Origin of the sequence: Pseudomonas sp. MS646, from assembly GCF_036693845.1 — a bacterium.
Taxonomy (GTDB): Bacteria; Pseudomonadota; Gammaproteobacteria; order Pseudomonadales; family Pseudomonadaceae; genus Aquipseudomonas; species Aquipseudomonas chlororaphis_E.
On sequence record NZ_CP144763.1, the window covers coordinates 1,275,658 to 1,292,037 of the forward strand.

18 protein-coding genes are annotated in these 16,380 nt (G+C 57.2%); 7 read left to right on the forward strand and 11 right to left on the reverse strand.

The features are described 5' to 3' along the window. Positions 1 to 72 precede the first annotated feature (72 nt). A complete protein-coding gene (rpoS, locus tag V3H56_RS05470; RefSeq protein WP_003198289.1) occupies positions 73 to 1,080 on the forward strand; it encodes an RNA polymerase sigma factor RpoS in 1,008 nt (335 codons plus the stop codon). Between the two features lie 544 nt (positions 1,081 to 1,624). Here rpoS and fdxA read toward each other — a convergent pair. Beyond that, the gene (fdxA, locus tag V3H56_RS05475) at positions 1,625 to 1,948 is read right to left on the reverse strand and encodes a ferredoxin FdxA (RefSeq protein WP_042729839.1); all 324 of its coding nucleotides are present in this window, start codon (positions 1,946 to 1,948) and stop codon (positions 1,625 to 1,627) included. Between the two features lie 143 nt (positions 1,949 to 2,091). Further along, positions 2,092 to 4,659 (reverse strand): DNA mismatch repair protein MutS, encoded by a 2,568-nt coding sequence (gene mutS / locus V3H56_RS05480; protein ID WP_338474772.1) that lies wholly within the window; start codon positions 4,657 to 4,659, stop codon positions 2,092 to 2,094. A gap of 225 nt (positions 4,660 to 4,884) precedes the next feature. Between mutS and V3H56_RS05485 the strand changes: the two genes are divergently transcribed. Beyond that, on the forward strand, positions 4,885 to 6,108 hold the full coding sequence (locus tag V3H56_RS05485; protein ID WP_338474289.1) for a PIN-like domain-containing protein: 1,224 nt from the start codon (positions 4,885 to 4,887) through the stop codon (positions 6,106 to 6,108). 16 nt (positions 6,109 to 6,124) lie between these two features. Here the strand turns inward: V3H56_RS05485 and V3H56_RS05490 are convergent, their stop codons facing one another. The 9 genes from V3H56_RS05490 to V3H56_RS05530 all read right to left on the reverse strand — a co-directional run bounded on the left by V3H56_RS05490 (position 6,125) and on the right by V3H56_RS05530 (position 12,015). Continuing rightward, complete coding sequence (locus V3H56_RS05490; RefSeq protein WP_338474290.1) at positions 6,125 to 7,384, reverse strand: site-specific integrase; 1,260 nt, start codon at positions 7,382 to 7,384, stop codon at positions 6,125 to 6,127. A gap of 160 nt (positions 7,385 to 7,544) precedes the next feature. Continuing rightward, the gene (locus V3H56_RS05495) at positions 7,545 to 8,474 is read right to left on the reverse strand and encodes a hypothetical protein (protein ID WP_338474291.1); all 930 of its coding nucleotides are present in this window, start codon (positions 8,472 to 8,474) and stop codon (positions 7,545 to 7,547) included. Beyond that, positions 8,471 to 9,013: a phosphohydrolase gene (locus tag V3H56_RS05500; RefSeq protein WP_338474292.1), complete on the reverse strand. Its 543-nt coding sequence runs from the start codon at positions 9,011 to 9,013 to the stop codon at positions 8,471 to 8,473. Before V3H56_RS05500 ends, V3H56_RS05495 begins: the two co-directional genes overlap by 4 nt. Beyond that, positions 9,010 to 9,231, reverse strand: a complete 222-nt coding sequence (locus V3H56_RS05505; protein ID WP_338474293.1) for a hypothetical protein — start codon at positions 9,229 to 9,231, stop codon at positions 9,010 to 9,012. The genes V3H56_RS05500 and V3H56_RS05505 overlap by 4 nt, the downstream gene beginning before the upstream one ends. Continuing rightward, entirely contained in the window at positions 9,228 to 9,644 is a 417-nt protein-coding gene (locus V3H56_RS05510) for a hypothetical protein (protein WP_338474294.1), read from the reverse strand. The genes V3H56_RS05505 and V3H56_RS05510 overlap by 4 nt, the downstream gene beginning before the upstream one ends. A 49-nt stretch (positions 9,645 to 9,693) precedes the next feature. Further along, complete coding sequence (locus V3H56_RS05515) at positions 9,694 to 10,017, reverse strand: pyocin activator PrtN family protein (protein WP_310365498.1); 324 nt, start codon at positions 10,015 to 10,017, stop codon at positions 9,694 to 9,696. 158 nt (positions 10,018 to 10,175) lie between these two features. After that, positions 10,176 to 10,460: a phage antirepressor KilAC domain-containing protein gene (locus V3H56_RS05520; RefSeq protein WP_072348346.1), complete on the reverse strand. Its 285-nt coding sequence runs from the start codon at positions 10,458 to 10,460 to the stop codon at positions 10,176 to 10,178. Between the two features lie 10 nt (positions 10,461 to 10,470). Beyond that, positions 10,471 to 11,055: a hypothetical protein gene (locus V3H56_RS05525; RefSeq protein ID WP_338474295.1), complete on the reverse strand. Its 585-nt coding sequence runs from the start codon at positions 11,053 to 11,055 to the stop codon at positions 10,471 to 10,473. Positions 11,056 to 11,304: 249 nt separating this feature from the next. Further along, entirely contained in the window at positions 11,305 to 12,015 is a 711-nt protein-coding gene (locus V3H56_RS05530) for a S24 family peptidase (protein ID WP_338474296.1), read from the reverse strand. A gap of 102 nt (positions 12,016 to 12,117) precedes the next feature. Between V3H56_RS05530 and V3H56_RS05535 the strand changes: the two genes are divergently transcribed. The 5 genes from V3H56_RS05535 to V3H56_RS05555 all read left to right on the forward strand — a co-directional run bounded on the left by V3H56_RS05535 (position 12,118) and on the right by V3H56_RS05555 (position 15,970). Further along, positions 12,118 to 12,342, forward strand: a complete 225-nt coding sequence (locus tag V3H56_RS05535; RefSeq protein WP_135846614.1) for a helix-turn-helix transcriptional regulator — start codon at positions 12,118 to 12,120, stop codon at positions 12,340 to 12,342. Between the two features lie 328 nt (positions 12,343 to 12,670). Further along, on the forward strand, positions 12,671 to 13,189 hold the full coding sequence (locus tag V3H56_RS05540) for a phage regulatory CII family protein (RefSeq protein WP_338474297.1): 519 nt from the start codon (positions 12,671 to 12,673) through the stop codon (positions 13,187 to 13,189). Beyond that, on the forward strand, positions 13,182 to 13,409 hold the full coding sequence (locus V3H56_RS05545; RefSeq protein ID WP_072394137.1) for a TraR/DksA family transcriptional regulator: 228 nt from the start codon (positions 13,182 to 13,184) through the stop codon (positions 13,407 to 13,409). Before V3H56_RS05540 ends, V3H56_RS05545 begins: the two co-directional genes overlap by 8 nt. Next, positions 13,399 to 15,618, forward strand: coding sequence for a VapE domain-containing protein (locus V3H56_RS05550; RefSeq protein ID WP_338474298.1), 2,220 nt, complete (start codon positions 13,399 to 13,401; stop codon positions 15,616 to 15,618). The genes V3H56_RS05545 and V3H56_RS05550 overlap by 11 nt, the downstream gene beginning before the upstream one ends. Next, positions 15,611 to 15,970: a hypothetical protein gene (locus tag V3H56_RS05555; RefSeq protein ID WP_338474299.1), complete on the forward strand. Its 360-nt coding sequence runs from the start codon at positions 15,611 to 15,613 to the stop codon at positions 15,968 to 15,970. The genes V3H56_RS05550 and V3H56_RS05555 overlap by 8 nt, the downstream gene beginning before the upstream one ends. Positions 15,971 to 16,380 lie beyond the last annotated feature (410 nt).

Below are 16,380 nucleotides of genomic sequence, written 5' to 3' on the forward strand. Positions count from 1 at the left end.
ACAGGCTCCAGCGTTGCCAAGGATAAAGGCGTCGCTTGAGCTTGAGGTCGAACTCACCAAAGGACTATAACAATGGCTCTCAGTAAAGAAGTGCCGGAGTTTGACATCGACGATGAGGTGCTCCTGATGGAGACCGGCATCGCTATGGATTCGATGTCGAATGATGAAGGGGCGACTCCACCTTCCGTTCGTGCCAAATCCAAACACTCCGCTTCGCTTAAACAACATAAGTACATTGATTACACCCGGGCGCTGGACGCCACTCAGCTGTACCTCAACGAAATCGGTTTCTCGCCACTGCTCTCCCCCGAGGAAGAAGTTCATTTTGCGCGTCTGTCGCAAAGTGGCGACCCGGCCGGTCGAAAACGCATGATTGAAAGCAACCTGCGCCTGGTGGTGAAGATCGCCCGACGCTATGTCAATCGTGGGCTTTCCCTGCTGGACCTGATCGAGGAGGGCAACCTGGGCCTGATTCGCGCTGTCGAGAAGTTCGACCCCGAGCGGGGCTTCCGGTTCTCGACCTACGCGACCTGGTGGATCCGCCAGACCATCGAACGGGCAATCATGAATCAGACCCGGACCATCCGGTTGCCGATTCATGTGGTCAAGGAGCTGAACGTCTACCTGCGGGCCGCCCGCGAGCTGACGCAAAAGCTCGACCATGAACCCTCACCCGAAGAAATCGCCAACCTGCTGGAAAAACCGGTGGGTGAGGTCAAGCGTATGCTGGGGCTCAACGAGCGGGTTTCCTCGGTGGACGTCTCGTTGGGGCCGGACTCGGATAAAACCCTGCTCGACACCCTCACCGATGATCGCCCCACCGACCCGTGCGAGCTGCTTCAGGACGACGACCTGTCGCAAAGCATCGACCAGTGGCTGTCCGAACTGACGGACAAGCAACGCGAAGTGGTGATTCGCCGCTTCGGCTTGCGTGGCCACGAAAGCAGCACCCTTGAAGATGTCGGCCTGGAGATTGGGTTGACCCGTGAACGGGTCAGGCAGATCCAGGTGGAGGGCCTCAAGCGCTTGCGGGAGATCCTGGAAAAGAACGGCCTGTCGAGCGAGTCGCTGTTCCAGTAGCACCTGCTCCACCCCGTGCATCGCAACGAATGAAAAAGGGCGCCAAACGGCGCCCTTTTTCAGTTTGTAGAGCCGAGATCTGTTCCCCTCTCAAGGCTGGCGAGTTATCCGTCGCGAGGGAGCTTGCCCCGTGCAGGTCCGTCCTTGCCCCATTTCCGGTTCAGTTTGTAAGCCTTTGCCTACTCTTGCGTAAGCGTTCGGTTCACCACCGTATCGACGCAAAACCATTTTTGTTGTTGGAATTTTTTATTCCATTGATTTAAATGGAATTTTTCATTTATGAACAGCCCGTGACAACCCTTTGGACCGGCATTGGGCGAATTGCACTTGTTCGGGAAAAAACTAATATCAGTCCTGTGTCGACGGACAGACACACCCGTCAAGGACGATGGGAATGGAAGGACATCGCAGGACGCGATTCATCAGGACGATGAAAAGGATTAAAGGGATTAGGGAAAAAATGTGGGCGGGTCAAACCGCCCCTTTTTTTTGCCTGGAGAAAAGCAAAAAGGCCCGCAAGGGCCTTTTCAATACAGCAGGGCGATCAGCGTTCGAGGTCGGCGATCTTGCCTGGCTTGCCATCCCACTCTTCAGCGTCTGGCAGTGCGTCTTTCTTCTCGGTGATGTTCGGCCAGATGTCCGCCAGCTCGGCGTTCAGCTCGATGAAGTTCTCCTGGCCAGCCGGCACTTCGTCTTCCGAGAAAATGGCGTTCGCCGGGCATTCCGGTTCACACAGGGCGCAGTCGATGCACTCGTCCGGGTGAATCACCAGGAAATTCGGGCCTTCGTAGAAGCAGTCCACCGGACAGACTTCTACGCAATCGGTGTATTTGCACTTGATGCAGTTGTCGGTGACGACGAAGGTCATTTCTAATTTTCTCCTCAGGCGCGGCGTGCTGCGCCCCTTCACGGTTAGGGGCGCCGGGTTCGGGAGCGATAGTCTGCGAACCAGGCTAATAGTTCGCAGCATCCCAAACCGCGCGAGATTCTAACAGCTTGAGCGCCCGTGCGTTAGATCCGTGTCTTCAATGTGTAGAGTAAATCCAGTGCCCGCCGTGGGGTCAGGTCGTCCAGGTCGAGTTTGGCCAGTTCGTCGAGGACCGGATGGGGCAGGCTGGCGAACAGGTCGCTTTGCTGTGGCGCGGCCGGTTTGCCCTTGGCAGGACGTGGCGCTTCGTGAGGCAGGCTGGTGGTTTCCAGGCGGCTCAGGTGCTCGCGGGCCCGGGTGATCACCTCGGTTGGCACTCCGGCCAGTTGCGCGACCGCCAGGCCATAGCTCTGGCTGGCCGGGCCGGGCAGCACGTGGTGCAGGAACACGATGCGCTCGTTGTGCTCGGTGGCGTTGAGGTGGACGTTGGCGACCAGCGGCTGGCTTTCTGGAAGCACGGTGAGTTCGAAGTAGTGGGTGGCGAACAGCGTGTAGGCTCGCAGGTGAGCCAGGCGCTCGGCTGCGGCCCAGGCCAGGGACAGGCCATCGAACGTACTGGTGCCGCGTCCGACTTCGTCCATCAGCACCAGGCTGCGCTCGGTGGCGTTGTGCAGGATGTTCGCGGTTTCGCTCATTTCCACCATGAAGGTCGAACGCCCGCCGGCCAAGTCGTCGCTGGAACCGATCCGGGTGAAGATCCGGTCCACCAGGGACAGCTCGCAGCTCGCCGCCGGGACGAAGCTGCCGATGTGAGCCAGCAACACGATCAACGCTGTTTGCCGCATGTAGGTGGACTTACCGCCCATGTTCGGCCCGGTAATCACCAGCATGCGGGTGTTGTCGTCCAGGCTAAGGTCGTTGGCCACGAACGGCGTCGTCAACACTTGCTCCACCACTGGGTGGCGACCCTGGCTGATACGCATGCACGGCTCGCTGACGAACCGTGGGCAGTTGAGGTCCAGGTTCAGCGCGCGCTCGGCCAGGTTGCTCAGCACGTCCAATTCCGCCAGCGCGGCGGCGGTGTCCTGCAGCGGCGGCAGTTGGCTGATCAAGTCTTCGAGCAGCGCGTCGTAGAGCATCTTTTCCCGGGCCAGGGCACGGCTCTTGGCCGACAGCGCCTTGTCTTCGAACGCCTTGAGTTCCGGGGTGATGAAGCGCTCGGCGCCCTTGAGCGTCTGGCGGCGGATGTAGTCGGCCGGGGCCTGCTCGGCCTGCTTGCTCGGCAACTCGATGAAGTAACCGTGGATGCGGTTGTAGCCCACCTTCAGGTTGGCCAGGCCGGTGCGGGCCTTTTCCCGGGCTTCGAGGTCGATCAGGAACTGACCCGCGTTCTCGCTCAATGACTGCAATTCGTCGAGTTCGGCGTCGTAGCCGGTTTTCAGCACGCCGCCGTCACGAATCACCGCCGGCGGGTTGTCGATAATGGCTTTTTCCAGCAGCGCGGCCAGTTCCGGGTACGTGCTGGTGGTGCGCGCCAGTTGTTGCAGGTGCGGCGCGTCGAGGTCGGTCATCGCCTGCTGGAGTTCGGGGAGCGCGCCGAGGGCATCCCGCAGGCGAGCCAGGTCCCGTGGCCGGGCGTTGCGCAGGCCGATCCGCGCGAGGATCCGCTCGATGTCACCGATTTCCTTGAGCTGCGGTTGCAGTTGCTCGAAGCGATAACGGTCCAGCAGGCAGGTAATGGACGATTGGCGCGCCAACAGGACAGTCAGGTCGCGCAGCGGACGGTTCAGCCAGCGGGTCAGCAACCGGCTGCCCATGGCGGTCTGGCAACGGTCGACCACCGATTGCAGGGTGTTGTCACGGCCGCCGGCCAGGTTGGTGTCCAGTTCCAGGTTGCGGCGGCTGGCGCCATCCAGCACCACCGTGTCATCCAGGCGCTCGTGACGCAGGCTGCGCAAATGGGGCAGGGCGGTGCGCTGGGTTTCCTTGGCGTAGGCCAGCAGGCAGCCGGCGGCGCCGATGGCCAGGGTCAGGTTCTCGCACCCGAAGCCCTTGAGGTCCTGGGTGGAAAACTGCTGGCAGAGGCTTTTCAACGCCGAGTCGCGCTCGAAATCCCACGGCGCCCGACGCCGCACGCCACGGCGTTTTTCCGCCGGCAGGTCCTTGGGCCAGTCATCCGGGATCAGCAACTCCACCGGGTTGACGCGCTCCAGCTCGGCCAGCAGGTTTTCCCAGCCCTTGATCTCCAGCACCGAGAAATTGCCGCTGGTGATGTCCAGCACCGCCAGGCCGAACAGGCGCTCGTCTCCCAGCACCGCCGCGATCAGGTTGTCGCGACGCTCATCCAGCAACGCCTCGTCGCTGACCGTCCCGGGCGTGATGATGCGCACCACCTGGCGCTCCACCGGCCCTTTGCTGGTGGCCGGGTCGCCGACCTGCTCGCAAATCACCACCGACTCGCCAAGCTTGACCAGCTTCGCCAAGTAGCCTTCCGCCGCGTGGTAAGGAATCCCACACATCGGAATCGCCATGCCCGCCGATTGCCCACGCGCCGTCAGGGTGATGTCCAACAGCTTGGCGGCCTTCTTCGCATCCTCGTAAAAGATCTCGTAGAAGTCGCCCATGCGGTAGAACATCAGCTGATCGGGGTGCTGATTCTTCAGGCGCCAGTATTGCTGCATCATTGGCGTGTGGGAGGATAAATCAGAAATTGCTTTGTTCATCAGTAGGTTAGGTACTGTCTGTAGTATGGCTGGGGCAAAAATGGGGCTTTTGCGGAGCGCTCAAGCTCCCGTCGATAGCTGAGCAAATTTATTGGGGGAGGGTAGCATGGCTGGCAGTTGGCTGTTTACCCCAGCCTTGGGGTACGATGGCTTTACTGATGGCATACTGCGATTATTGATTTTGTATTCCGAATGTTATTGATGGAGCGATACATGAAGAGTTTATTTTCTAGTCATTTTGCTAATGATCCCAATAGGCTGTCCAAGTTGTGGGTCGATTGTATATTTGTTTTTGATACGAATGTCTTGACTGGCTTGTATAAGTACTCCGATGAAACAAGAGATGCACTGTATAAAGTGATTGGTTCTTTAGGTGATCGTCTGTGGATTCCGTATCAAGTGATGTTCGAGTATCTAGATAATCGTGCGAAGATAGTTCATGATCAGTCTAAGTTGTATGAGTCGGCAATATTAAAGCTCGAAGAACTAAAGTCGGAGATAGAAATACCTCACCGGGCTCCATTCGTTTCGAAGGATATTTATGATGATTTTTGCCAGTCTGCGGAACGAGTTATTAATGATTTAAAACATAGGCGCGATCTAAACTCTTCGAGAATAACTGAGGATGAGGTTAAACTTCGACTTGCCGACTTGTTGGAAGGGAAAGTTGGCCCGGCCTATAGCTCTGAAGCCTTGAGTGCTTTGGTGGTCGAAGGTGAGCGAAGATATGCTCAACATATCCCGCCTGGATTTGAGGATCGAGATAAGCACAGGGGATCTCCGATAGTCAAAGAAATTAATAAGCGCTACGGTGATTTGATTTTCTGGAAGCAAATTTTAGATAAGGCAAAAGACTCGTCGTCCTCCGTTATTTTGGTCACGGGGGAAAGGAAGGAGGACTGGTGGTCAGTTTGTGGTGGTAAAACAATAGGGCCATTGCCAGAATTGATGGAGGAGTTTACTTCGGTAACTGGGAAGGAGTTTTATATTTACACAACTCATAATTTTTTGAATTTTGCTAATGATTACCTTCAGCAAGATACGCCTACTGCGGCCGTTGATGAGGTTCGCGATGCTTTCGTGAATGAAAAAGAAGTAAGTGGTCGAGAATTAGAGCAGGAAGAGTTACTGTTGGAGGGTGTGTCTGAGGTGGATGATGTTGGAAGCTCATCGCCTAATAAATTTGGTGTTGGCTACTATCAACGTATGGAAACTTCCATTAGCGAAACTCTAGAGCATCTTGAGGCAGTGATTTCGAACATGCGTGAAAAAGTGGCCGAGGCAGTGCGTGTGTCCTCTCCCTCAGTAGTGCAAATACAAAGAGATCATCTATCGAATTTGCTCACTCGCCGCAAGGCTTTGCGTATGAAACGGAGATACTGTTTAAGAAAAATTTCGCAAATTTTGGATAATGATCTTAACGACTATGCACTCTGAGAGCTTAAAAAAGCTCTCAGTCAATGGTTTCCTTGGATTGTTGTTTTTCTAAAGCTTTCCAGATGTTATTTAGCTCCGTTGGAGATTCGTCTTCCATCCATTTTGCATAGACTTCCACCAGCATTGTGAAGTCTTTGTGACCCATCTGCTTTGCGATGAATGCAAGGTTGCCACGAGCAGTCAGGCACCAGCAGGCGTACGTGTGGCGAGTCTGGTAAGGCCGACGTGGGCGAATGCCTGAGCGCTTCTGGATAGCCGCCCATTTAGTGTTCCAGGCTGTGGGAACATACCAGTAGTTAATGATTTTCTTGCGCGCTTGGGTAGTCGGGGAGAGTAGAGGGGTTACCTTATCCTTTCGGCTTTCGTGCCTATTGTGGAAAACCTCGACTGTTCGCTGGGGGTGGGCTGCAACCAGCGACATCAGGATCCGGCAAGCTTCTACTGCTGGCGGCATTAATAGTACCGTGCGAGGTTTCCCTGTTTTGGGAACCTTGAACGTGCCGTCGGCGGTAATAGCGCGGGTGATGTTGATTTGCCCTCCTCCCAAGTCAATGTCCTCGACGGCCAGGGCGCATAATTCACCTGGTCGAAGGCCCGTATACACCGCCAATGTAATAGCTGCTGAGTCCTGACGGTGGAGGCACCCTTTGGTGATCAGTAGTTGGAATTCATCACGGGTGAGCGGATCCGGCTCACGGCCTTGCATGGCAAAACGATTGCAGGCTTCTGACAATCCTTTGCGGCAATATCCGTTGTTTTCGCACCAGCTCAGGAACCCGGCGAACGTCGCAAGATAGTGGTTCGCGGTGGAGGGAGCCCGATCCGCGATCAGCAGTGTTCGCAGCAGCTGGATATCTTCGGGCAACAAAACGCCGGCGAGACGATCAATGCCGACCAAGGCGGTGCAGATGTCCAACGCGTAACCGTATTTCTCCTCGGTCATCGGCGTGATGTCGACGGCCTTAAGTGGCTTGTATCGTTCAAGCAGCGCGCCAAGCTTTTCGTCTTTGACGTTGCTGTAGTTTGTCGCATGCTTCGAGTTCGGGAAGTGCCGGCCATAATCAAAATGACCGGTTTTGATCTCATGGATAATCGCCGCTCTTAATAGGGCGGCATGTTTGATGTTGGCTTTGGTGAGAGGAAGGCCGAGGGATTCGCGGCAACGTATACGTCGCCACATAAACACGATGCGTATATTACCGCCGTGTATCTCAATTCCCTTATGCTTTGCCAGCTCGCTTTCTAGGCCGCTTGCTGAGGTGCGCTCTCGGCCCACTTGTCATACTCCGTTATGTTGATTGCAATGCGGCCGTCCGGTGTTTTACGCCACACACGGCCTTGAGCCCAGGTACCGTTCTTCACTTTATGGCGGATGGCGTCTTCGCTGTACCCTGTGAGTTCTGAGGCGCGACTGATCATTACCCAGCGTGGGAGGCTCATATTTGTCTCCCTTGATAACCGTTGTCGTGCAGCATTGATGGACGTGACGATTGCCAAGTCGTAGTTCGAGCTTGGTGTCGTTGAGTTGGAGCGAAATGCCCAAAGTGAGGGATGAGGGGGATGGTCTTGTGCATACGTTTCATGTGAGAAATATCAGCGACATGCTGGCGAAGCTGGACTGGGAGATCGACCAGCTGCAGCGCAGTCATATCTCTGAAGCGGTCGATAAACTCTCGACATCCAGCTACTTCGCAATCAATGGAGCCCTCACGGCGTTTCACATCTGCGAATGGGTTTGGCACGCTGGATCCATAGCCCAGCGTGAAATCTGGTGTGAGGGACAGAAAGGTGGCGAGCCAACTAAGACGAACTTTCAGTTGTTCCTGAGGCACGAGTGCCCGAGCCTCACCGTGTGCCGAGAAATTGCGAACTCTTTCAAGCACTATGCTGTTGAACGGCATAGCGAAGAAGCAGTTAAACCGGCTGCCACTTGGTTCACTACCTTTTCTGCAACCTGCGGGGTTATGCGAGCGGGGGATGCTTTGAGCGCCCCAGCGGCGGTGGTCATGATTTCCAATGGTGAGCAAACTTTTCCAGTTGCTCACGTACTTAGCAGGGCTTATGGGTTTCTTGAAGATTTTTGTGAGAAACACGGGCTCCTTGAATGTACAGATACTTGACTCTGAGACTTCGTTATCCCCTTCGGCAGGCTGCGCGAGCGGGCGGTCCAGAGCGATTAGCGTTGCTTCAGGATGTGCTGCCCCGCGCAGCATTTCGTGGGGTATAAGCGTCTCAGCGGTGCTGCTGGGAAGAGCAATAATGTCTGCTGCCGCGCAGCAGAGACTGTTTTTTACAGGCGCGTCGGCCCTGCTGACTTTGCGGAGCAAAGCGGCCTGGGATTGGATGTTGTTCGGTACATGCTTCATGCCGCTTTCCTCTGATGTTCGATAGCGAGTTGGTCCATCAGGCGCTGGTGGTAGGTGAGCCGGGCTTCGGTGGGTGACCACGGCCGGATGCGTTCGGGCGCGGGTTCGATGCCGTCAAGACAATCCCAGGTGGCCGGGTCAGGTGGCATCAGGTCGCGGCGTTCGGTAGCAAGGGCGATCAGGTCGGCTTGGGTGACGGATGCCGGCAGGTCTTGATCGATGCTGAAGCGGGTGCAAATGCGTTCCCAGATCCAAGTCTCGACGTCCTGGTAGGCGTGCATCCACTGTTTGAGCGGCCGCACCATGTCGCCGATGTAGGCCTCGGTGGCGTCATGGAGTAGGGCAGCGAGCTTATGCTCGGCCGGCACCAGATCCGCTACCAAGCAACTATGCTGGGCCACACTGTAGAACTCGCGGGTGTGGCCGTTGAAGCGGCACAAATGAGCGAGCGAGTGCGCAATGTCTCGTGGGTCGATCATGTCGACGTCCGGCTCGAACAGGTCAAGGCGTTTGCCGGTATGCGTGAGGATCCAGTTCATGCTGCCTCCTTGATCAGGTCGGCGAGCAGCAGGGCGTTCTGGGTGTCCTTGTGCAACTTGCGCAGGGCGTCGTAGCCGACCAGCAGCGAAAGTTGCCGGTCGAACTCTTTACGGAATTGAGTCACTTCGCGCAGTTCGGCGGTGGCTTTGGCGTGTTGCTGGTGCAGCACGCCGGCATCTTGAGGTGAGAGGCGTAGCATCGGGCTATGACGGCTCATGCTGCGTCCTCCACTTTGACCTGATCCAGCAGAGCGGCCATGACCAGTGCTTTCTCGCGCAGGTCGAGCGCCTGCAGTGCCTGTGCCTTCGAACTCATGGCGCGGAAGGTGTCAGAGGCTAGCCTCAGTTTTTCGGCGATCTGCATAAGTGTTTGGCGCTCTTGAGGGCCGAAGGCTTGGCTTTTTCTCAGCCGCTTCGCATGGGCTGCGAGGTGCTGGTGATCGGCGCGGATGAAGTGGATGGATGCCTCCAGTTCGCGGATGGTCTTGGCATTGCCTGCTCGTTCGTCGTTCGTGCCCTCTTCGATACCTTCGACGCGGCCGTCAATGAGCCCGCCTCGGTAGCCGGTCCAGTAGATGAGGGCCGCGCCAACTATCAGGCCGATCAATGCGCAGATTTGAATTGCAGTCATGTGGTGTGCTCCTGGTGGTGTGGGTGGCTGGTGGTGGCAGCCGTTACGGTTAGGCTTCTTCGGTGGCGTCGGCCTGGGCCTTCGCGTGGACTTCGTCGGCCTTGTAGGCCTGGATGTCGATCAGCGCCGCGACGTGGCGGATGTGCGCGTACTTCGGTGCCTTACGGCTGCTGTCCAGCGTGGTCACGGGCAGTTGAATGCGGCCGCTGGTGATTTCGGCTGCAAACGACTGCTCGTTGAGGTTGCGAAAGTACTGCACGCGCAGCTTTTCGAGGGGGATAAGCACGTCGCCGAAGGTGCGATACAGCAGCTCGACGGTGGCCGTCTCCGGTGCTGGCATCAGGCGCAGCGGGTTTTGAGGCTGGCTAGTCATGAGGCTTTGGGCTCTCCATGCGTTTGTTTCGGGCCGGGTGATTCCAGGCATTTAGGCAATGACGTTTGGTTAGCTCGCGCAGATGCTCCGGCACCTCAAGGAGCGCGGCGTTGCGCTCCTCTCGGGTGCGTAGGGCGATGATCTGGCGGGCGTATTCCCTAGGCCACGTCACGGTTGTCTGCCGGGATGGCAGGAAGGTCGAGGCCCAGTTGTTCTGCTAGCCAGGGGATGCCGGCCTGCCGGACGCGTGTCGATTGGCTGTACTGCATGCCCAGCGTGTCGTGGTACCAGTTGCTGTCCTTGACCCGAAGGTATTCACGGTCGCGGACGGGGAACGCCGGCAGGTTGCGGTCGGTGAGCAGACCCTTCTCACGCATGAGCTTGATCAGGGCGGGGCGGGTCAGGCCGAAGTGCTTGGCGGTCTTTTCGAGATTGCGCTCCATGTCGGCCCTCCTAAGCGGCGTGCGCGGCGGGTGTCGCCAGCGCTGCCAGGTGGCTGATGGATTCGCAAACCTGCTTGTACATCTCTGCGTCGGTGCCGTACACGGTGAAGCACTTGGTCCGCGGGCTTTTGACGCCGATGCTCATGACAACGGTGATGCCCGAGCGTGTACGTGTCCGGTGCACGGCGAGCCGGATCGGCAATTCAAAGCCCAGGTCCAGGTCGATAAACCCACCTGTGGAAACCAGTCTGTAAACCTGTTCCCGCTGCTGGCTACTAAAAGCGCCGTACTCGCGTTCAGCATGTCGTTTCATCTGGGGTTCGCCTTTCAGGTCAGAAGGGCCGTTGACGACCTCCTCAATGAAGTCGGCGAGCTTCAGGTGAGTCTTTTTGGTGTTGGGCACGGTCAGCGTGTGGCGCTCTGAGCCCAGCTCAACGGTGAAGGTGCTGTCGGTCTTGTTGCGTTCAACTTTCAGCCGAAACGCCAACACATCGCGTCGATACAGTCGCCGAAGGGAGTGATTGAAAGTTCCGCTCAGGTTCACCTGGGCGCTGAGCAATGTCAGTGTGCGATTGTCGATCAGGAATTTGCTCATGCCACCCGGCCTCCGTCGTTTGGATCGAAGGAAGTCGGTTCGGTACGGGCGCGTTGCTTAGGTTTTGAAGGGATGAAGGTGCAGCCGTAAATGCGGGCCAGGCGCCTTACTTCGAAGATGCGGGATAGGTCGGCAACGGCCGGATGGACGTGCAGGGATGCTGTGGTGTGCATGGTTTTGCCTCGCTCTGTGGTGGAAGAGTGAGGCAAATATCACGCGTTGTGTTGATTAAGTCAACACGAAGCGTGATTATTTTTGAGGCTCATGCGTGAACCGTGATGATTTAAGGATGCCGCCGACCAGATGGACCTTCATCACTTCGTGCTGGTCCAGGTGCAATGGACTATGGTCCTGATTGACGCTATCGAACCGATACACGCCTTCTCGTAGATAGATGAACTCCTTGATCATCGAGCGGCCGTCATAAGTCTGAACCATGACTTCATCACCGGTAACATAGGCCTTATTCGGTTCTATCAGGACGTATTCTCCGTTTTTGATTCGCGGATGCATGCTGTCGCCGATGACCCTCAAGCCATAAGCATTTGGGTCATCGCTGAAAATATGCAGGTAGCCATCACCGTGGCCTACCGGGAAGTCCAAGGCTTCAAAATAGCCGTCCATCCCTAGTTTCGCTGTGCCTACCACTGGCACCACTCCTGTCTTGGCGGGGCCTATCAGCCTTGCCGCCCCATCTGAAGAGTTCGATACCGCTATCGACGCATCTTCACGTCCTGCTACAGCCAACTGTGTTGAGTTCGTGCCGCTAATGAGTTCTGCCACCGTCACCCCCAATGCAGGGGCTAAAAGGGCAAGGTCCATCAGGTTTGGCTCCCTGAGATCGCTCTCATAGTTACCTATTCGAGATTGAGACGACCAGCCGCAGACCTCCGCTAAGGCCTTCTGGCTGATGCGTTTCTGTTTCCTAAGTCGCTTGATGCGTGAGCCTAAAGTATCCATGGGGATTTTTTATCACGTAATGAAATATATTTTTCTCACTTATCGTGTTGAATGGATCACGTAATGTGTTTATTCTCTGCGCTGACTAGAGGAGTCAATTCCATGAATAACATCGCTCGCCTCAGGAAAGAGGCACAAATAAAGCAAAGAGATCTGGGGCAGGTGCTGGGTTGGACGCAGGCTCGATTGAGTAACTACGAGTCAGGTAATCGGATGCCTGGGTTGAGTGATTGTCGCGCCATAACGGCTGCACTGAATCGACTCGGGGCTACCTGCACGCTCGATGATGTATTTCCTCCGGAGCCTGTCCTGGCTCGCGCAGCTTAGAAAAAAGGCGACCCAAAGGTCGCCCAGTTCCTCCCGGCACGCACCACCACAGCGCTGTCGGGTCGCGATAAAGATAGGCGGGCACACCACATGCAAACCACCTCTCTTTATCACGCTTTCCCAAGGCTCGGAAGCCTTGGTGTTGCTGCCTTTTCCACCACAGATTGGGCAGCTGTTGCGCCAGGGGTGAACAACGGATTGTTCGCCCCGGCACGGTGCCGGTATCGATCCCTAAGATCTAGCCGGCGTTTGGGCCCTTTCAAGCCACGCGGCAAATGTATCACCACTGCATGTCGCGCGGCACTGGCAACTTTTAAGGATTAATGCCATGAGCCGAATCGCTCTGAGTTGCGTTGAACGAGCACAGCGGGAAGTCCTGCCGCTCGATCTGGCGCTTTACCATGCCGCACGGGACTACCCAGGCGGCGCCGCTGCAATCGCCGCCACCACCGGCCGAAACCCCACCACGCTGCAGCACAAACTGTCCCCCACGCATCCCAGCCACTCGGTAAACATTCAAGAGTTTGGCGAGATCCTCGAGCTTACGAAGGACAGGCGCATTCTGGATGCGGTACATGCGTTGGTCGGCGATACGATCTGGCATGAGCTGTCTGAGGTCTACACCACTGACATGCCGGAAACCTTGACCATCGGCCTCGCCGAGTATTTCCGGCAGGTGGCCGATCTGGCCGATACCTGGGCCAAGAGCATTGGCGATGGAGTGGTCAGCGACCCCGAGCTGGCCGCGATCCGCCTGCAGGTGTTTCGAGGTATCCAGGGGCTGCTGGGATTGTTCAACCGCGCCACGTACGTCAACCACACAACGCGGGGTGACGGCCGTGGCTGACATTGCTGATTTCGCCAATGACTTGGTGCAGGAGCGCATCGATCAGGCGCTCGCTGCTCGCAGTGCATTCAAACCGGCGTTGCCTGGGCATTCGTTGTTGTTCTGTGAAAGCTGTGACGATCCGATCCCCGAGGCGCGGCGCTTGGCCCAGCAGGGCTGCACACAATGTGTGACCTGTCAGTCCATCGATGAGATGCGGGAGGCACGTCATGCTCGATGACGTGTTGAATCAATTTGCGGACTTTGGTCTGGAGCCCGCGCAGCCGCTGCTTTACGGCAAGCTGACTCGATGCAAGACCGCCCTGGATAAGGGCAAGGAGAAAAACGGCTGGTACGTTCTGCATGAACACCGCACCGAGAAAGGCGAAACCCTGATCTTCGGTGCGTTCGGTGATTGGCGTACAGGGGAAACGCAAAAGATCAAGGTAAAGCCCGGTCGGATGACTTCTGAAGAGCGTGAAGTCATGCGCGCTCGTCAGGAGGAAGCCAAGCGCAAGGCCGCCGAGAAGGCCGCCAACGCTGCCCGTCGAGCGGCTAACCGTGCTTCAGGCTTATTCAAGCAAATGCCCGAGAAAGGCCGTAGCGCCTATTTGGATCGAAAGCAGATCGTGGGCCTCGGCGTTCGTTATGCCCCGCGCTCCGGCGCGGTTTTGGTGCCCATGCAAAACGCTCGGGACCAGATCGTCGGGTTACAAGTGATATTCCCCGAGAAGCAAGAGGACACTGGCCGCGACAAGTCCTACTGGCCCTATGGGATGGCGAAGGAAGGAGCCTTCCACCTCATTGGTCCGCACCCTGAGCCGGGCGAGCCAGTGCTGGTGTGTGAGGGTTACGCCACCGGTGCAAGCCTGCACATGGCGACCTCGTTGACGGTCGCCATTGCCTTTGATGCGGGGAATTTGCTGGCTGTCGCCAAGATCATGCGTGAGCGTTTTCCTGGGCGTCCGATCATCATCTGTCGTGACGATGACTGGAAGACCAAGCGCCCGAATGGCGAGCCCTGGAACCCAGGTGAAGAGAAGGCTAACAACGCGGCTACGGTTGTGGGTGGTCAGGTAGTCGGCCCGATCTTTTCGGTTGAGCGAGAGGATAAGTGGACCGACTTCAACGACCTGCATTGTGCCGAAGGTTTGGAGGCGGTGCGTCGGCAGGTGCTGGCGGTGGTCAAGCCTCCTGCAGCGGGTGGCTGGAAAGACCGATTGGCCCGTACAGAAAACGGCATGTTGATTGCCCACATGCAAAACGTAGAGCTGATCCTGAGCAACGACGAACGCTGGGCCGGTGTGATCGGCTTCAGCGCTTTCAGCTCCAAGATCGTCAAGCTGCGTGCTGCCCCGTATGGCGGTGGTGTTGGTGATTGGGCTGACATCGATGACATGCTGGTGATGAAGTGGCTCGCCCAGCAGTACAACTTGCGGGTCAAGGCCAGCAGCGTGATCGAGGCGGTAAGTGTTGTTGCTCATGACAACTCGTTTCATCCAGTACGCAATTACCTCAATGGCCTGGAATGGGACCGAGTGCCACGGCTCGATACCTGGTTGACGGACATCATGGGTGTTGCCCCTTCGGACTACAGCTCGAAGGTCGGTAAGCGCTGGATGGTCTCTGCGGTCGGCCGGGTGATGCAACCGGGCTGCAAGGCTGACTCGGTGATGATCCTCGAAGGCGCGCAGGGCGCTGGTAAATCCACGGCCATGTCGGTGTTGGGTGGTGACTGGTTTATGGATACCCCCTTCGCCCTGGGCGACAAGGATGGGTTCCAGGCCATTCGCGGCAAGTGGATTGTTGAGTTGGGGGAACTGGACAGCTTCAACAAGGCCGAGTCCACCAAGGCAAAGCAGTTCTTCTCGGCCTCGACCGACACCTACCGCGAAAGCTATGGCCGCAGAACGATGGACGTGCCACGCCAGTGTGTTTTCGTGGGTACGACGAACCAGGACGAGTATCTGAAAGACGCTACTGGCAACCGGCGTTATTGGCCGGTCGCTTGTACCAAGGTCGATCTGGAGCAACTGCGCGAGATCCGCGACCAGCTGTGGGCCGAGGCGATGTTTTGCTATCAGTCTGGCGATATCTGGTGGGTCAACCGGGAGGAGGCGCCATTGTTCGCCGAAGCCCAGGAAGAGCGCTTTGTGGTGGATGAGTGGGAAGGGCCGATCCTGGCTTGGCTTGAAGAGTCTCAGATTGGCGAGACCGCGACTGGCACCGACATTCTGCTGGGAGCTTTGAAGCTGGACTTCGGTCACTGGGGCAAGCCGGAACAGATGCGGGTCGGAGCGATCATGCACCGGTTGGGTTGGCGTAAGGTCCGGCAACCAGCTCTGCGCAAAAGCGGCATCAGGCCTTGGGCCTACAAGAAGCCGGAGAATTGGGGCGGGGGATCGAACCTGGAACAGCAACCGGTCGAGGAGCCTTGTTTCGATGATTAAGGAGATCGATGCGCGGCTGCGCAAATGGGCAGAGGATCTGCATTGCGGCCTGAGTGCCGGCGGGCTCGCCGGTGGAAACATGGTCGCCATGATGATGGAGAGCAATGGGCAGTTGATTCGAGGCCGGCGTGCGTTCCGGGCACCCTTGGAGGGTTCGCTAGATATCGAGCTGATCGTGACCAAGCATCTCGACCCCCTGCATGTGCAAATCGTGCGAGAGCACTACTGCAACCAGGACTCGGACATGCGCTTGAAGTATGCCCACTGCGGCTGCGGGCGCGACACCTACTACCAGCGTCTGCATGACGCACACCTGTGCATCTATTGGCTGCTGATGGGGATCGCTGCTTGATCCTGCCTGCGTCCTTCGCTGTCCTACCGGCTCGCCTTGTCCCACTGTTGTTTGATGCAGTTGGACAAGCGCGGGCCGCGTTGTTGTTGAGCTGTCCTACTGTCCAACCTTCCCGCACGTCCCGCCCATGTGTGAGCGTAGCGGGAACGTATACGCGCCCTTGGCGCGCACGCGTGCTCTTAGCTTTTTCTCTTTACGTGAGAGAAGAGAACATTAAGTAGGACAGTGGGGCAGGCCCCGATTCTAGGAGCCTGTAGCTGTCCCACTTCGATCTAAGGTAGTGGGACAGGCAGGACAGCGCCGCAGGCGCTGGAAGCCGAAATAAAGATATTCGCCGACATTGCCTAGGCGTTCACCAGACATTCACCGGGTGGCATTAAAACAGGCTTGCTGCCACCGGAATCGACCTG

What these genes read in the sequence shown, in the direction of transcription:
- fdxA (WP_042729839.1), bottom strand. Translation starts at nt 1,948, where the DNA reads ATGACCTTCGTCGTCACCGACAACTGCATCAAGTGCAAATACACCGAT.
- V3H56_RS05530 (WP_338474296.1), bottom strand. Translation starts at nt 12,015, where the DNA reads ATGGATACTTTAGGCTCACGCATCAAGCGACTTAGGAAACAGAAACGC.
- V3H56_RS05515 (WP_310365498.1), bottom strand. Translation starts at nt 10,017, where the DNA reads ATGACTAGCCAGCCTCAAAACCCGCTGCGCCTGATGCCAGCACCGGAG.
- V3H56_RS05505 (WP_338474293.1), bottom strand. Translation starts at nt 9,231, where the DNA reads ATGAGCCGTCATAGCCCGATGCTACGCCTCTCACCTCAAGATGCCGGC.
- V3H56_RS05535 (WP_135846614.1), top strand. Translation starts at nt 12,118, where the DNA reads ATGAATAACATCGCTCGCCTCAGGAAAGAGGCACAAATAAAGCAAAGA.
- V3H56_RS05540 (WP_338474297.1), top strand. Translation starts at nt 12,671, where the DNA reads ATGAGCCGAATCGCTCTGAGTTGCGTTGAACGAGCACAGCGGGAAGTC.
- V3H56_RS05500 (WP_338474292.1), bottom strand. Translation starts at nt 9,013, where the DNA reads ATGAACTGGATCCTCACGCATACCGGCAAACGCCTTGACCTGTTCGAG.
- V3H56_RS05510 (WP_338474294.1), bottom strand. Translation starts at nt 9,644, where the DNA reads ATGACTGCAATTCAAATCTGCGCATTGATCGGCCTGATAGTTGGCGCG.
- rpoS (WP_003198289.1), top strand. Translation starts at nt 73, where the DNA reads ATGGCTCTCAGTAAAGAAGTGCCGGAGTTTGACATCGACGATGAGGTG.
- V3H56_RS05555 (WP_338474299.1), top strand. Translation starts at nt 15,611, where the DNA reads ATGATTAAGGAGATCGATGCGCGGCTGCGCAAATGGGCAGAGGATCTG.
- V3H56_RS05550 (WP_338474298.1), top strand. Translation starts at nt 13,399, where the DNA reads ATGCTCGATGACGTGTTGAATCAATTTGCGGACTTTGGTCTGGAGCCC.
- V3H56_RS05520 (WP_072348346.1), bottom strand. Translation starts at nt 10,460, where the DNA reads ATGGAGCGCAATCTCGAAAAGACCGCCAAGCACTTCGGCCTGACCCGC.
- V3H56_RS05495 (WP_338474291.1), bottom strand. Translation starts at nt 8,474, where the DNA reads ATGAAGCATGTACCGAACAACATCCAATCCCAGGCCGCTTTGCTCCGC.
- V3H56_RS05485 (WP_338474289.1), top strand. Translation starts at nt 4,885, where the DNA reads ATGAAGAGTTTATTTTCTAGTCATTTTGCTAATGATCCCAATAGGCTG.
- V3H56_RS05525 (WP_338474295.1), bottom strand. Translation starts at nt 11,055, where the DNA reads ATGAGCAAATTCCTGATCGACAATCGCACACTGACATTGCTCAGCGCC.